Origin of the sequence: Streptomyces sp. NPDC100445 (assembly GCF_044759735.1) — a bacterium.
GTDB lineage: Bacteria > Actinomycetota > Actinomycetes > Streptomycetales > Streptomycetaceae > Streptomyces.
In genome coordinates, this window is record NZ_JBIVZV010000017.1 from 1 (window position 1) to 15173 (window position 15173).

At 74.3% G+C, this 15173-nt stretch carries 12 protein-coding genes; 8 read left to right on the top strand and 4 right to left on the bottom strand.

The features are described 5' to 3' along the window. The 4 genes from ACIQVT_RS32045 to ACIQVT_RS32060 form a co-directional block, all read left to right on the top strand. A partial coding sequence (locus tag ACIQVT_RS32045; RefSeq protein ID WP_403762222.1) for an amino acid adenylation domain-containing protein occupies positions 1–5414 on the top strand: 5414 nt, incomplete at its 5' end. A 119-nt stretch (positions 5415–5533) separates the two neighbouring features. Next, positions 5534–7084 carry an MFS transporter gene (locus ACIQVT_RS32050; RefSeq protein WP_403762225.1) on the top strand — a complete coding sequence of 517 codons (1551 nt, stop codon included), beginning with the start codon at positions 5534–5536 and terminating at the stop codon, positions 7082–7084. Then, positions 7081–8151 (top strand): flavin-containing monooxygenase, encoded by a 1071-nt coding sequence (locus tag ACIQVT_RS32055; protein WP_403762228.1) that lies wholly within the window; start codon positions 7081–7083, stop codon positions 8149–8151. The genes ACIQVT_RS32050 and ACIQVT_RS32055 overlap by 4 nt, the downstream gene beginning before the upstream one ends. Continuing rightward, on the top strand, positions 8148–8582 hold the full coding sequence (locus ACIQVT_RS32060; protein ID WP_403762231.1) for a hypothetical protein: 435 nt from the start codon (positions 8148–8150) through the stop codon (positions 8580–8582). Before ACIQVT_RS32055 ends, ACIQVT_RS32060 begins: the two co-directional genes overlap by 4 nt. Before the next feature lie 63 nt (positions 8583–8645). Here the strand turns inward: ACIQVT_RS32060 and ACIQVT_RS32065 are convergent, their stop codons facing one another. Then, positions 8646–10541, bottom strand: coding sequence for a long-chain fatty acid--CoA ligase (locus ACIQVT_RS32065; RefSeq protein WP_403762234.1), 1896 nt, complete (start codon positions 10539–10541; stop codon positions 8646–8648). Between the two features lie 92 nt (positions 10542–10633). After that, positions 10634–11155, bottom strand: a complete 522-nt coding sequence (locus ACIQVT_RS32070; RefSeq protein ID WP_403762238.1) for a hypothetical protein — start codon at positions 11153–11155, stop codon at positions 10634–10636. Between the two features lie 395 nt (positions 11156–11550). Between ACIQVT_RS32070 and ACIQVT_RS32075 the strand changes: the two genes are divergently transcribed. Beyond that, positions 11551–12216: a DedA family protein gene (locus tag ACIQVT_RS32075; protein WP_403762240.1), complete on the top strand. Its 666-nt coding sequence runs from the start codon at positions 11551–11553 to the stop codon at positions 12214–12216. A gap of 18 nt (positions 12217–12234) precedes the next feature. Here the strand turns inward: ACIQVT_RS32075 and ACIQVT_RS32080 are convergent, their stop codons facing one another. After that, entirely contained in the window at positions 12235–12741 is a 507-nt protein-coding gene (locus tag ACIQVT_RS32080) for a hypothetical protein (protein ID WP_403762243.1), read from the bottom strand. A gap of 74 nt (positions 12742–12815) precedes the next feature. Here ACIQVT_RS32080 and ACIQVT_RS32085 point away from each other — a divergent pair, with 74 nt between their 5' ends. From ACIQVT_RS32085 to ACIQVT_RS32095, 3 genes are all read left to right on the top strand, one after another. Then, the gene (locus tag ACIQVT_RS32085) at positions 12816–13163 is read left to right on the top strand and encodes a VOC family protein (RefSeq protein ID WP_403762246.1); all 348 of its coding nucleotides are present in this window, start codon (positions 12816–12818) and stop codon (positions 13161–13163) included. A 100-nt stretch (positions 13164–13263) separates the two neighbouring features. After that, positions 13264–13626 (top strand): DUF779 domain-containing protein, encoded by a 363-nt coding sequence (locus tag ACIQVT_RS32090; RefSeq protein ID WP_403762249.1) that lies wholly within the window; start codon positions 13264–13266, stop codon positions 13624–13626. Positions 13627–13769: 143 nt separating this feature from the next. Continuing rightward, positions 13770–14942: a phosphodiester glycosidase family protein gene (locus tag ACIQVT_RS32095; RefSeq protein WP_403762697.1), complete on the top strand. Its 1173-nt coding sequence runs from the start codon at positions 13770–13772 to the stop codon at positions 14940–14942. A 2-nt stretch (positions 14943–14944) separates the two neighbouring features. On the opposite strand, the gene ACIQVT_RS32100 is transcribed toward ACIQVT_RS32095, so the two are convergent. Further along, positions 14945–15139: a hypothetical protein gene (locus ACIQVT_RS32100; RefSeq protein ID WP_121790007.1), complete on the bottom strand. Its 195-nt coding sequence runs from the start codon at positions 15137–15139 to the stop codon at positions 14945–14947. Positions 15140–15173 lie beyond the last annotated feature (34 nt).

Consider the following 15173-nt stretch of genomic DNA (forward strand, 5'->3'; position numbering starts at 1 on the left):
GCATCACCATCGACTGGCCCACCCACCTCACCCCCTACCACACCCACCCCACCCCCCTCCCCACCTACCCCTTCCAACACCACCACTACTGGCTGCTCCCCGAGCCCGCAGCGGCCCGGGATGGCGGCCCGCGTGCGGAGGTGCGCCCCGTCGAGCCGGCACGGCTGTTGGGCGTGCGGTTGCCGTCGCCGCTCGCGCAGGCGCAGTTCGCCGCGCGGCTCGACCCGGCGGCACATCCCTGCCTCGGTGACATCGTGGTCGGCGGCCGGCCGGTGGTCGGTGCCGGCGTGTTCCTGGCGTCGGCGATCGAGGCCGTCACCGAGCTGGCCGGGCCGGGCCCGGTGTCCGTCGAGGACCTGGAGCTGCCGCTCGATCTGGTGCTCGCGCCAGCCGGTGCGGCCGCGTCCGCGATCACCGAGCGGGCCGTCCAACTGGTCGTGGACGACGGACGGTTCCGGTACTACGCGCAGGACGCGGCCGGTGCCTGGCAGTTGCACGCGCAGGGCCGGGCCCGTTCGGGTGCGCCCGCCGCGCCGGCGCTGGCGCTGGCGGTGGTCGAGTCGGGCCGGGAGCTGACGGGGGACGAGCTGTACCGGCTGCTGTGGCAGCGTGCGCTGTACCTGGGGTCGTCGGTCCGCTGGGTGGAGCGCATCCGGCTCGGCCGGGAGGAGGCGACGGCCGTGATCCGGGCGGCGGTGTCGGGTGAGGCGGAGCCGTACCTGCTGCACCCGGGGCTGGTCGACGCGATGTTCCACACCGCGCTGGCCTGCTTCCCCGCGGGCGGACCGGCCCTCGTGCCGGTCGGCCTGGACCGGTTCGTGCACTACCGGCGCGGTGGCCCGGGGGACGGGCTGCGATGTCACGCGGAACTGTTCGACGGTGGCGCACGGGCGCGGATCCGGCTCGTCGCCGGAGACGGACGGCTCGTGGCCGAGGCCGACGGCGTGCGGTTCGCGCCGGTCGCGACCCGGCCCGGGGCGGACGCGTCGGCCGCCCCCGCGCCTGCCGTGGTGTCCGGTGCGCCCGAGCGGAGCGGACCGCCGGCGGGTGTCGTCACCCCGGCCGTCCCGGCACCGGCGGACACGGGCGGGGAAGGCCCCGGCGTGACACCGGAGGCGGTGCGGGCGTTCGTGGCACGGACCGTGGCCGGGGCGCTGGGGACGGAGGCGGCCCGGTTCGACGGACGCCAGCCGCTTCAGGCGCTCGGCCTCGACTCGCTGATCGCGATGAAGATCCGGCTGACCCTGAGCCGCCGGTTCGACGTCCTGCTGCCCATGACCGCGTTCCTCAACGGTCGCAGCGGCGACGACATCACCGACGACGTCCTCCACGCCCTGGGGGCGGTGGCCGGGGAACAACCCGCACGAGACGAGCACGAGGCCGACGGCGCCGGTTCCGAGGACGCCGTCGAGCACGCCGTCGAGGGAACAGCGGGGGGAACCCGGCGGACCGGGGACGCCGAGCGCTACGAGCCGTTCGCTCTCACCGACCTCCAGCAGGCGTACCTCGTCGGCCGTGGTGAGGTCTTCGAACTCGGGGGTACCTCCACCTACTTCCAGATCGAGATCGACCTGGAGAACGTGGACACCGACCGCCTCGCCGCGTCCTTCCGGGCGATGATCGAGCGGCACGACATGCTGCGGGCGGTCTTCACCGCCGAGGGCGAGCAGCGTGTGCTGCGGGACGTCCCGGCCTATGTGATCCGTGAGGCCGACGTCCGGGCGCTGGACCCGCGGGGACGGGAGGCCGCGTTGACGGCCGTCCACGAGGAGATGCGGCGGCAGGTGTTCGACACGGCCCGCTGGCCGCTGTTCGACGTGCGGGTGACCCGGGTCGACGACCGGGTGATCCGGCTGCACGCCGGCTTCGACGCGTTGATCATCGACGGTTTCAGCACGTCCGTCCTCTTCAAGGAGTGGGCGGCGCACTACCGTGGTGAGACGCTGCCCGAACTCCGGCTGCGCTACCGGGACTACGTCCGGCAGGCGCGTGCCCTGGAGTGCGGTCCCGAGTACGACCGCGCGCTGGCCTACTGGCGGGACCGGCTGGACACGCTGCCGCCGGCCCCGCAACTGCCCCTCGCGGTGGACCCGTCGAGCCTGGACCGGCCGGTGTTCGACCACCGGGGCGCGACGCTGTCGAGCCGGGACTGGTCCCGGTTCAAGCGGCATGCGGCGGCGGCCGGGATCAGCCCGTCCGCGGCCCTGTGCACCGCGTACGCGCAGGTGATCGCGGCGTGGAGCGCCACCCCCGACTTCTCGCTGAACCTGCTGTTCTTCAACCGTCTCCCGCTGCATCCGCAGGTCGGCGACATCATCGGCAACTTCTCCACCACGCTGCTGCTGGAGATCCACGACTCGGCCGGTGAGGCGTTCGCCCGCCGCGCCGAGGAGGTGCAACGGCAACTGTGGAACGACATGGAGCACAGCCAGGTCAGCGGGGTGCAGGTGCTCAGGGAGTTGAACCGGGCGCGGGGCGGCTCGGTGCGGGCCGCCGCACCGGTCGTCTTCACCAGCCTGGTGAACCTCCCCGGCCGGCAGGAGACCGAACAGCGGGGAGTGGTGCGGCACCTGGCGGGGATCGGTGAAAACGGCCGGCAGGTGAGCAGCTCGGTCCGCACCCCGCAGGTGTGGCTGGACCACCAGGCGGTCGAGGAGGCCGGCGAGCTGGTCCTGAACTGGGACGTGATCGAGGAGCTGTTCCCGGCTGGCTGTGTCGACGCGATGTTCGCCGCGTACCTGCGGTTGCTGCACGACCTGTCGGACGATCCGGCGGCCTGGCAGCGGCCCGTGCCGGTGCTCGTCCCGGCGGCCGACCTGGCGGTGCGGGCCGCGGCCAACGCCACCGACGGGCCCGTGCCGGACGGGCTGCTGCACGAGCGGGTCCTCGCCCAGGCGGCGGCGCGGCCCGACGAGCCGGCGGTGATCACACCGTCGCTGACCCTGACGTACGCCGGTCTCGACCGGCGGTCCAACCAGGTCGGTCACCGGCTGCGCGCCCAGGGGGCCGGTCCCGGCGATCTGGTGGCCATCGTGATGGACAAGGGCTGGGAGCAGATCGTCGCGGCGCTCGGCATCCTGCGGGCCGGGGCGGCGTACGTCCCGATCGACGCGGCCGTGCCCGCCGAGCGGCTGCGGGTGCTGCTGGACAGCGCCGGGATCGGCCACGTCGTCACACAGCCGTGGGTGGCGGAGACCGCCGAGTGGCCGCGGGGCGTGGCCCGGACCGTGGTGCGCGCCGACGACGAGGGTGACGGCCGGCCGCTCGGACCGTGCGGTGCCGGGCCCGCCGATCTGGCGTACGTGATCTTCACATCGGGTTCGACGGGGCTGCCGAAGGGCGTGATGATCGAGCACGGGGCGGCCCTGAACACGGTGGTCGACGTCAACGAGCGCTACGGGATCACCGCGGCGGACCGGGTGCTGGGGCTGTCCGCGCTCAACTTCGACCTGTCCGTCCACGACGTCTTCGGGCTGCTGTCGGCGGGTGGCGCGCTCGTGCTGCCCGAGCCGTCCGCACACCGCGAGCCGGCCCGCTGGGCGGAGCTCGTCACCGAGCACCGGGTGACGATCTGGAACAGTGTGCCGGCGCTGATGGAGATGTTCACCGAGCACGCGCTGGCGGGTGGGCTGACCGGGCTGCCGGTGCGGCTGGTGATGATGAGCGGGGACTGGATCCCGGTGACGCTGCCGGGCCGGATCCGGCTGCTGCTGCCGGACGCCGAGCAGTGGAGCCTGGGCGGCGCCACCGAGGCGTCGATCTGGTCGATCTGCCAGCCGATCGGGCGGGTCGAGGACGACTGGGTGAGCATCCCCTACGGCAGGGCGATGCGTAACCAGCGCTTCCACGTCCTCGACGGGACGATGCGGCCCTGCCCGGTGTGGGTTCCGGGTGACCTGTACATCGCGGGGATCGGTCTGGCCCGCGGCTACCTGAACGACGAGGAGAAGACCCGGGCCGCCTTCGTGCGCCACCCGGTCACCGGTGAGCGGCTGTACCGCACCGGCGACCTGGGGCGGTTCCTGCCGGACGGCACCATCGAGTTCCTCGGCCGGCAGGACTGCCAGGTCAAGATCCAGGGGTACCGGATCGAGCTGGGCGAGGTGGAGACCGCCCTCACCCAGTGCGCGGGGGTGCGGGCCGCCGCGGTCGTCGCGGCGGGCGAACGGCACGGCCCCAAGCGGCTGATCGCCTATGTCGTCCTCGACGACGGCTGTCGGGCCACCGAGGCCGCGATCGGTGAGGCGCTGCGCCGTACGGTGCCGCGTTACCTGGTGCCGCAGCGGATCCTCGTCCTGGACGAACTGCCGCTGAGCGACAACGGGAAGGTCCTGCGGGCGGCGCTGCCCGCGCCGGACGAGGTGGCCGCCGAGAGCACCGGTTTCGTCGCGCCCCGCGACGACGTGGAGCGCCGGCTGGCGGAGATCTGGGCGGAGTTCTTCGGCTTGGCCGAGGTCGGGGTGACCGCCGGTTTCTTCGAACTCGGCGGTGACTCGCTGCTCGCGGTGCGGCTGATGGCCAGGATCGCCCGCGGTCTGGGCCGCAGCCTGCCGCTGGCCACCCTGTTCGCCCGGCCGACCATCGAACTGCTGGCCCGGGCGGTGCGGGAGACCGGCGCCGGTGAGGACGGCCGCGCGGCGCTGGTGCCGGTACGCACCACCGGTTCGCGGCTCCCGCTGATCTTCGTGCACCCGGTCGGCGGTGACGTGCTCTGCTACGCGGAACTCGCCGAACTGCTCGGCGAGGACCAGCCGTTCTACGCGCTCCAGTCACCGGACGCCGAACTGGCCGACGTCGAGGACATGGCGGCGCACTACGCGGCGGCGGTCCGCGAGGCGCTGCCCGAGGGGCCGTACCGGCTGGGCGGCTGGTCGATGGGCGGGGTGATCGCCCTTGAGACCGCCGCCCGGCTCGGCGCGGCGGGCGCCCAGGTGGACCTGGTGGCCGTGGTGGACCTGCTGGAGCCGCCCGGGCCGGCCACGGACGCCGTCACCGACGAGGTGCTGCTGTCCTGGTTCGCCCGGGACCTGGCGGGGCTGGCCGGGGTGGACTGGCAGCTGCCGCCGGAGGCGTTCGACGGGCGCCCGCCGGTGCGGGTGCTGCACGAGGAGGCGTGCGCGGCCGGGGCGTTGTCGGACGACGTCGACCCCGGCACACTGAGTCGCATCCTCACCCGGTTCCGCGACAACTACCGTGCTCTGCTGCGTCATTCGCCCCGCCCTTACGCCGGCCGCGTGCTGTCGCTGCGGGCCGCGGACGGCGGTGCGACGGCCGAGACCGCGGCGCGCTGGATGGCGTATTTCACCGGTGACGCCGACCTGGTCGACGTTCCGGGCGACCACTACACGGTGATGCGCGGCGAGGGGCTGCGCGCTCTGGCCGGCGAGCTGCGCCGGGCACTCGACGCCGGCTGACCGGCCGGCCGGGCCGTCTCCCCGGCGGTCCGGCCGGTCCGCCCGCCCGCCCGTCCTGGGCGGATCCCGCGGGTCCGGCGCTCCGGCGGGTCCAGTTTCAAGGAATGAGGACGATCGGAATGCGAACTGACCGGGCCGCCGATCCGAAGCGGTGGCTGATACTGGGCGCGATGGCGTTGATGATGTTCATCGCGACCATCGACAACACGGTGATGACCGTGGGCCTCGCGTCGATCCAGAGCGGACTGGGAGAGTCCAACGCCCAGTTGCAGTGGTCGATGGACGCCTACACGCTCACCTTCGCGGCGCTGCTGTTCACCGCGGGCATCCTCGGTGACCGGTTCGGCCGGCGGCGCGTGCTGCTGGCCGGCCTCGTGGTCTTCCTGGGCGCGTCCGTCGCCGGCGCGTGGTCCTCCGGCCCGGCCGAACTGATCGGCTGGCGGGCCGTGATGGGGGTCGGCGCGTCCGTCGTGCCGGGCTGCACGATGGCGGTCATCGCGAGCGTGTTCCCGGCCGGGGAACGGGCCAGGGCCATCGGTTACTGGTCGATGTCGGCCGGTATCGGCATCGCGGCCGGGCCGGTCGTCGGCGGCGCGCTGCTGTCCCGCTTCTGGTGGGGGTCGCTGCTGCTGGTCAACGTGCCCTTCGCGGTCGTCGCGCTGGTGATGGTCGGCGTACTCGTGCCGGCGAACCGGGGTGCCGGCGCCGGCCGGGTGGACGTCACCGGGGTGGTGCTGTCGGTCGCCGGTGTCGGCGCCCTGGTGTACGGAGTGATCAAGGGCGGTGAGGAGCGCGGCTGGCTGGAGGTGTCCGTGCTCGGCCCCATCGTGCTGGGGCTGGCGCTGCTCGCCGTGATGGTGACGGCCGCCCGCCGCAGGGACCAGCCCGCGTTCGACCCGTCGCTCTTCACCGACCGGCGGTTCGCGATCGGCGCCACGGCGCTGGCCGCGTCGTTCTTCGTGGCGACCGGGGCGACGTACATCCTCTCCTTCTACCTCCAGCAGTTGCGGGACTTCACTCCGGTGCGGGCCGGTCTGCTGACGCTGCCGCTCGCCGTCGGCTCCACGGTGTCCGGCGCCGCCGCCACCCGACTGATCACCCGCTGGGGGCCCGCGGTGGCGCTCGGTGGCAGCGGGCTGCTGATGGCCGCCGGCTGCGTCTGCTACGCGGTGCTGGACGCCACCACCCCGATCTGGCTCTTCGAGGCCGTGCACGCGCTGTTCGGGCTGGGCTTCGGGGCGACGTTCGCGGTGGGGATGGCGGCGACGATGGCCGCGGTGCCCCCGGCGAAGGCGGGCGCCGGGTCGGCCGTCGCCAACACGGTGCGGCACCTGGGCACGGCCTTCGGTGTCGCGGTGCTCGGCTCCGTCCTGGGGTCGGTGTACCGACACTCGCTGGGCGGCGCGGCGGGGGCGCTGCCCGCCGGGGCGCGGACGTCCCTGGGCGGCACCCTGCGGGCGGTCGTGCACGCTCCGCCGGGTCTGCGCGGGGCCGTGACCGCCGAGGCCGACGGCGCGTTCCTGACCGGGCTGCACGCCGCCATGTGGGTCGCGGCCGCGGTGTGCGCCGCCGCCTCCGCGCTCGTCCTGGCCGGCCTGCGCGGCGGGCCCGCACCGGCCCGCCCGGCCGCCGGCTCCCGGCCGCGCGCGGTCGCCGGGGAGACCCGGTGAGCGCGCTGCCGGCCACCGTGCCGGTCGCCGTCGTCGGCGCGGGCCAGTCCGGGCTCGCCGTCGGGTACTACCTGCGGCGGGCCGGGGTGCCGTGTGTGCTGCTCGACGCCGGGAGCGGCGTCGGCGAGAGCTGGCGGCGGCGCTGGGACTCGCTGACCCTGTTCACGTCCGCGCGGTTCTCCGCGCTGCCGGGGCTGCCCTTCCCCGGGCCCGGCGCCCGCTACCCCGGCAAGGACGAGGTGGTGGCCTACCTGCGGGAGTACGCGCGGCGGTTCGACCTCCCCGTGCTGCCCGGTCACCGGGTGCTGGAGCTGCGCGCGGACGACGGCGGCTATCTGCTGACCACCACGCGGGGCGAGTGCCGGGCCGGTCAGGTCGTCATCGCCACCGGGGCGTTCGGCACCCCGCGGGTCCCGGAGTTCGCCGCCGCGCTCGGCCCGGACGTGCGGACCCTGCACACCGGCGACTACCGCGGTCCCGCGCAGATCCCGCCGGGCACGGTCGTGGTCGTCGGGGACGGCAACTCCGGGCGGCAGATAGCCGTTGAGCTGGCCGGCACCCACCGGGTGGTGCTCAGCTGCGGGGACACCGTCTCACCGCGGCTGCCGCAGACCGTCGTCGGGCGGGACATGTTCTGGTGGATGAGCGTCCTCGGCGTGATGAGCATGCCGGTGAGCATGGAGGCACCGGACCCGGTCGTCGGCGACCGGGTGCCCGCGCTGGTCGCGGAGGGCCGGATCCGCACGGTCGGCCGGATCACCGCGGCCCGGGGAGCCGAGCTGCTGGTCGCCGGCGGTGAGCGGGTCAGGCCGTCCGCGGTGATCTGGGCGACGGGCTACCGCAGCGACTGGAGCTGGCTCGACCCGGCCATGCTCGACGAGGCCGGGCGGCCCCGGCACACCGAGGGCGTGGGAGTGCTGCCCGGCAGCCACTACCTGGGCCTGTACCGGATGCGTACCCGCGGCTCGGCGCTGCTCGGCTTCGTCGGCCGGGACGCCGAACGCGTGGCGGCCGCCGTCGTCGGCGCCGCGAGCACGTCCTCCGCGGCGAAGGGAGAACCGGCATGACCACGGTCACCGTCACCGAACTCGACGTCCTGGCATCGCTGCTGAGGTTCGACTTCATCGGGTTCGCGCAGAAGGCCGGCGCCCTGGACCCCGGTGATCCGCACTACGGCCGCGCGGTCGGCGCCGCCTTCGCACTGGCGGTGCGCCGCCGGTTCCCACGCGGCGCGGCACCCGAGGAGGTCAGCGGCTATGTCTCCGGGATCCTCGGCTCGCTGGAGGCCGGCGCGGAGGACTTCCCCCCGGCGTTCCTCGAAGGGCTGGTCGCCGAGGGGCTGTACGGCGGCGACGCGTCCGGCGGGGGGCGCGTGGATCCCGAGACGGTGCTCCAGGCCCGGCTGGTGCTGACCTTCCGGCTGGTGCGGGAGCTGGGTCTCGACGTCGGCGGGCAGCGGGAGCTGCTCGCCGAGGCGGCCCGGCGGGTGGCCGACTGAGACGCGCCCGGGCCGGAGCCCGAATCGAGGTGCGCGGCGGTGCCCCGACGGCCGGGGCACCGCTCACCGCGCGGAATGCGGCCCGGCCGGCCCGGAGGACGGCGGGACGGGCGACGCCGGAGCCGGGGCGGGCGGAGCCGGAGACGGGGCGGGCGACGCCGGAACCGGGGCGGGCGGAGCCGGAGCCGGGGCGGGCGACGCCGGAGCCGGGGCGGCCGGGCCTCCGTCCCCCGGCGCCGTGTCCCCGGGCCGGGACCCGGACGCCGTCACCCCGCCCCCCTCCCCGCTGTCGTCCCCGGGTGCCGTGTCCGGGTTCCCGGCGGTGACTCGCGGGACTGTGGTGACGTCCAGGGCACCGTCCGCGTACATCGCCCGTACCGACCGCTTGTCGTACTTGCCGACGCTGGTCTTCGGCACCGCGGCCACGAACGCCCACCGCTCCGGCACCCACCAGCGGGCCACCCGCCCGGCGAGGAACTCCCGCAGCTCGTCGGCGCCGGCGTCGGCGCCCGGCACCAACGACACGCACGCCAACGGGCGTTCCTCCCAGCGCGGGTCGGGGACCCCGACCACGACGGCCTCCAGTACCGCGGGATGCTCGACGATCGCGTTCTCCAGCTCGATGGTGGAGATCCACTCGCCGCCGCTCTTGACGCCGTCCTTGAGCCGGTCGCTGACCACCACCCAGCCGCCCGGCTCGATCACCCCGAGGTCGCCGGTGCGCAGCCAGCCGTCGTGGAACTTCTCCCCGGAGTCCGGGGAGTTGTAGTAGGAGCCGGTCACCCAGGGGCCGCGCAACTCCAGTTCGCCGACCGAGGTGCCGTCCCACGGCTGTTCGGTGCCGTCCTCGGCGATCAGCCGCACCTCGACGCAGGGCATCAGCCGGCCGCTCTTGGCGAGCCAGTCGACCTCCTCCTCGTCGGGGGTGCCGTGCGGGGGGACCGCGAAGGTGGCCAGCGGGCTGGTCTCGGTCAGGCCCCAGCCCTGCTTCAGCCGTACGCCGTAACGGTCCTTGAGGCGCTGGAGGAGGGCGCGCGGCGGGGTGGCGCCCCCGCAGCCGGCGAGCCGCACAGCGCTCAGGTCCAGCGGGTGCTGCTCACCGTGGCGCACCAGGCTGTTCCAGATGGTGCAGATCGCCGCCACCCCGGTGGGCCGCTCCTCGTTGATGACGCGGGCCAGCTCCGGTGGGTGCAGCAGCCGCCCGTTCATGATCAGGTCGGCACCCGCGAGCCAGGCCGCGTACGGCCAGCCCCAGGCGTTGGCGTGGAACATGGGGACGATGGGCAGGATCCGGTCGCCGTCGTGCATCGCGAAACCGGCACCGGACGACACCCCCAGCGTGTGCAGGAAGATCGACCGGTGGCTGTAGGCCACGCCCTTGGGAGCACCGGTGGTGCCGGTGGTGTAGCAGAGCGCCGCCGCCTCCCGTTCGTCCAGGTCGGGCCAGACGTAGCCGGTCCGTTCGGCCGCCAGCAGGTCCTCCCAGCGGTGTACGGCGACGTGCCCGGGCAGGTCCGGCGCCGGGGCGTCGCCGATGACGACCACGTCACGCACGCGACCCAGCCGGTCCCGCAGCGGGACGAGCGTCTCCAGCAGGGTGGCGTCGACCAGGAGGACCGCGTCCTCGGCGTGCTCGACGATGTAGCCCAACTGATCCGGGTGCAGACGGAGGTTGAGGGTGTGGAGCACCGCGCCCATGCTCGGTACGGCGAAGTACGCCACCAGGTGCTCGGGGGTGTTCCAGGCGAGCGTGGCCACGCGCTCACCGGGCCGCACGCCGAGCCGGTGCAGCGCGGCGGCGAGCCGCTCGGCCTGGCCGGCGATGCCGGCGAAGGACTGCGCGGAGCGCGCGGCCGGTCCGTCGGCGCAGCGCACGACCCGGCTGTCCGCGTGGACGCGCTGTCCGTGGCCGAGGATGTCGCGGACGAGCAGTGGACGGTCCTGCATCGTGCTCTTCATGGCGGCCCCTTGACGGTGCGCGGTCGGAGGGTGCGCCGGGAGCCCCGACGGCGGGGGTGGGCCGGCCCACCGCCCGCCGCCGTCGTCCGGTGCTAGTACAGGGTGCCGTGCAGGCTCGCGGAGACGTGCGAGGTGTCCTTGAGGTCGACCACGGCGTTCATCCGTCCGCCACCGGTGGCGTACGCGTAGGCGCCGGTGCCGCCGGTGACCAGGTAGGTGCCGGACGGGTGGACGACCGGGGTCTCCGTGAGCGGCGCGGTGAGGTGGTAGGTCAGCGTGATCGTGTTCCCGGCGCCGGCGCCGATGACCGCCGTCCCGTTGATGTCGTACTGGCCGGGAAGGCTGAGGGTGCAGGCCTTCTCCTGGTCCTGCCAGGTGCCGTTGCCGCCGATGGGGGCGCCGGCGGCACTCCCCTGCGCGGTCACGTCGAACCCACCGCAGGTGACGGTGTCCGGGTCCGCGGACACGATCGCCGCGAAGTGCGCGGTGATGTTCATGTCGCGACCGTGCTGGGCGGTGGCGTGCGCGGCTCCGACCGGGTACCCGGCCAGCAGCAGCGCCGCGGCCGTGGCACCGAGGGTACGCGCCGGCCATTGACGGACAGCTATTCTCAAGACGTCCTCCGTCTGTCATGAACAGTCAGGTCGGGTGCGGCAGGGCACGCCGGACCGATCGGTGTCGGCCGGTCATGGCCCGCTGCGATCTCGCTCGTCAGCCGCCCTGTCGGGGTCTCCCCCTCCCCGGGGCGCGCGACACGGCCGTCCTCCGCACCCGTGTCACCCGGACAACGCGGCGCGGCGGAAAGTCCGTTGGTGACAGTTTCCCGGCCGATGTCCCTTCCGTCGAGGCGTTTGACACATTGTCCTGCTTTCGAATCTGCGTTCTGTGCGACCGGCTCGGCGGACACCCGGCGGCCCGGCGTGTCGCCCGGTCGGCGCGCACGGCCGACCTGGGCACGCGATGCTGGTACACAGCAGACAGGTCCGTGCGAGGCCAGGAGGCTCGGCCGGTGATCGCCGTCAACCCGACGAACAGCGCCTCGGTACTGGCCGCCTTCGGCGCGCTGGGCGTCCTGGTGGTGATCTTCGCCGAGTCCGGTCTGCTGGTCTTCGGCTTCTTCCTGCCCGGTGACACTCTGCTGTTCCCGGCCGGCGTGCTGTGCGCGGGCAGCGCCCAGCAGCCGCCGCGCCTGGAGCTGTGGCAGGTGCTGGTGTGCGCCGCCGTCGGGTCGGTGGTGGGCGGGCAGGTGGGGTACCTGATCGGGCGGCACGGCGGGCGCGCGCTGCTGGCCCGCACCTCCAGCCGGCGGGTGAAGGGCGCGGCGGCGCGGGCGGAGGCGCTGCTGGCGCGCTACGGCCACGGCAAGGCGCTGGTGATCGGCCGGTTCGTGCCGGTGCTGCGCACGGTGGTGCACCCGGTCGCGGGCGCCCTGGGCGTGCCCGTCCGGGCCTTCACGCTGTGGCAGACCGTCGGCGGCGTGCTGTGGTCGCAGACCCTGGTGCTCGCCGGCTACGTCCTGGGCACGTCCGTGCCGCACGTCGACGACTACCTGCTGCCCCTGGTCGCCCTGGTGGTCGTGGTGTCGCTGCTGCCCCCGCTGGTGGGGGCCGGCCGGAGCCGGCGCCGGCGGCGCGGGGGCCCCGAAGGCCGCGACGGCCCAGGCTCCACCGCCTGACCCCGCTCCCGGCAGGGATCAGCGGCGTCCGTGCGCCGTACCGTCCGCGCGGGGCTCGCGGTTCGGGCGGCGCGGAGGGCGGACCCTGTCCGTCTCACCCACCGCCGCGTGGAGGTGGCCCGGCCCGTCCGGTCCGTCGGTACCGCCGCACCACCAGGACGACCGTCCGGCGTCCAGGGTCAGGTGCGTCCCCAGCCCGTGGAGGGCGCACACCGGCCACGCCAGCCACAGGCACTCCATGACGGTCTCCTGCGCGGCCTCGGCGACGATGTGGAGGGCGTCGGCGGCCGAGGACGCCGGTTGAAGGAAGTTGCCGTGCGTGCTGCCGTCCGCCAGGGCCACGTGCACGCGTTCCGGTTCCTCGTCCTCCGGCTCGCCCGGGCAGGCGACGAGACACAGCGGCGGCTGGTCGGGCAGGGTCGCGGCGAGGTCCCGGTTGACGGCGGCCAGCGCCTCGTCGCGGAGCGGGTGTTCGCCCGGCGCGACGAACCGCGGCTCGAGCGGGTGGTGGAACGGAGTGCGCATGCCGCCATCCTCCCAGCCGGCCGCCGGGACTACGCCGTCCGCCCGTCGCCGCAGGCCACCCCGGTAGCCGTGTCATGCAGGTACGCCGTGCCGTCCCGAACGTCCGGTCGTCCGCACTGCCGCGGAGCGCGGAGTTCTACGGCGTCCTGGGGTTCGAGGAGGTCATGGACCACGGCTGGATCGTGACGCTCGCCTCCACGGAGAACCCGGCCGTGCAGCTCACTCTCGTGACCGGGGACCCTACCGCGCCCGTCACCCCGGACCTGAGCATCGAGGTCGGGGACGTCGACGCGGCGTACGCGGCGATGCGGGAGCGCGGGGCGGAGATCGCGCATCCGCCGACCGACGAGGAATGGGGCGTACGGCGGTTCTTCGTCCGGGACCCGAACGGCACGGTCGTCAACGTGCTGGGCCACCGCTGACCCGTCCGGGCGGACGACGGCGCACCCTGGACGGCGCGCTGACGGACCGTGAGACTGGAACCGGCAGGACGCCCCCGCTGTCCAGGACGAGGACGGTGACATGGAAGACGATGACGCCCCCCGCGTCGCACTGACCCCGCGAGCCGCGGAACTGGTGCGCCGACTGCGCGCCGAGCACGGTCCGCTGATGTTCCACCAGTCCGGCGGCTGCTGCGACGGCAGCGCGCCCATGTGCTACCCGGCCGGCGAGTTCCGCACCGGCGGCTCGGACGTGCTGCTGGCGGAGCTGTCCGTGGAGGGCGTGGAGGAGCCGGTCCCCTTCTGGATGGCGCGCGCCCAGTACGAGGCGTGGAGCCACACCCGGCTGATCGTCGACGTCGTGCCGGGGCGGGGCGGCGGCTTCTCCCTGGAGGCACCCGAGGGGGTGCGTTTTCTCACCCGTTCTCGCGTAGTAACCGCCTAGTCGGCCCGGCGGCCGCCCGATTCTGGTCCACTGCCCTTGCCCGAATGACGGTTGACGAGACATCAGGGGGCACGGTGACGGGACGACGTCGCAGGCGTTCGGCAGCGGGCAGAGCGTTTCTCACGGCGGCCACGGCGTTCGGGGTGCTGGCCGGGACGGCGCCGGCGGTGGCGGCTCCGGCGGCCGCGGCCCCGGCGGGCCGGCGGATCGCGCCGGGCGTGACCTACCGGCAGTTCGACCTCGACGCCCGTGCGGGCAAGGCCCGCGCCCACCTCCTCACGGTCGACCTGGCCGACCCGCGCGTCCGGGTCGACCTGCTGTATCCGGGGACGGTGGCGGCCCGGGCGACCGTCTCCCGGCTGGCGGACTCGGTGGGGGCGGTGGCCGGCGTCAACGGCGACTTCTTCCACATCACCGAGACGCAGCATCCGGGCGTGCCGGCCACCGGTGCGAGCGTCGGACCCGCCGTCGCGGCGGGGAAGGCGCTCAAGGCGGCGGTGCCCAGGGGCCAGCGGTTCGGTCCCGCGCTGCCCTCCGGGACGACCACGCAGGATGTCTTCGGGGTGGGCACCGACCGGCGGGCCCGGCTGGACCGGCTCTCCCTGTCCGGCTCGGTCGGCACGCCGGACGGCCGGCTGGCCCTGAAGGGCCTCAACCAGTACGCGATCCCGGAGAACTCCGTCGGCGCCTTCACCGCCAAGTGGGGCAGCGCCTCCCGGGAACGGGCCGCCTGCGGCACGGACACGCAGCGGTCGGCGCCGTGCACCACCGACACCTACGAGGTGAAGGTGCGCGCCGGCCGGGTCTCCGCCGTCTCCAGGACCCCGGGCAGCGGCGCGATCCCCGCGGACACCACGGTCCTGGTGGGCCGGGAGGAAGGCGCGCGGGAGCTGCGCACCCTGTCGGTGGGGGACCCGGTGGACGTCACGCACAGCCTGGTGGCGGCCTCGTCCGGGGTGCCGTACACGTTCGCGGTCGGCGGCTTCCCGGTGCTGCGCGGCGGCGCGCCGCTGTCCGGACTGGACGACGTCACCTCGGCGGTGCGCACCGTCGTGGGGTACAAGGGCGGCGGGCGGCAGCTGATGCTCCTGGCGATGGACGGCTCCGCGGCCTACCGCGGCGGCCTGACCGTCGCGGAGGAGGCGGCCACCATGCGGTCGCTCGGCGCCTCCGACGCGTTCAACCTGGACGGCGGCGGCTCGACGGAGCTGGTCACCCGGGCCGCCGGCGCCGGTGCCGTGTCGGTGCGCAACCATCCGAGCGGCGGCGCCGAGCGTCCGGTGCCGAACGGCATCGGCGTCTTCTCCGCCGGGTGACCTCAGGGCCGCAGGCTGCTCACCAGGTCGGCGGTCGCGGTGAGCCCGCTGTGGATGGTGGGCGCCATGCTCGTACTGGCCAGGTAGAAGCCGAGCATCATGCAGACCAGGGCGTGGGACACCTTCAGCGCGCCGTTGCGCATGAAGATCACGGCCAGGATCAGGAGCAGCAGCACCACAGAGATGGAAATGGCCATCGGAACCTCCTCCGCCACGCCCCAAGTGCGGCGT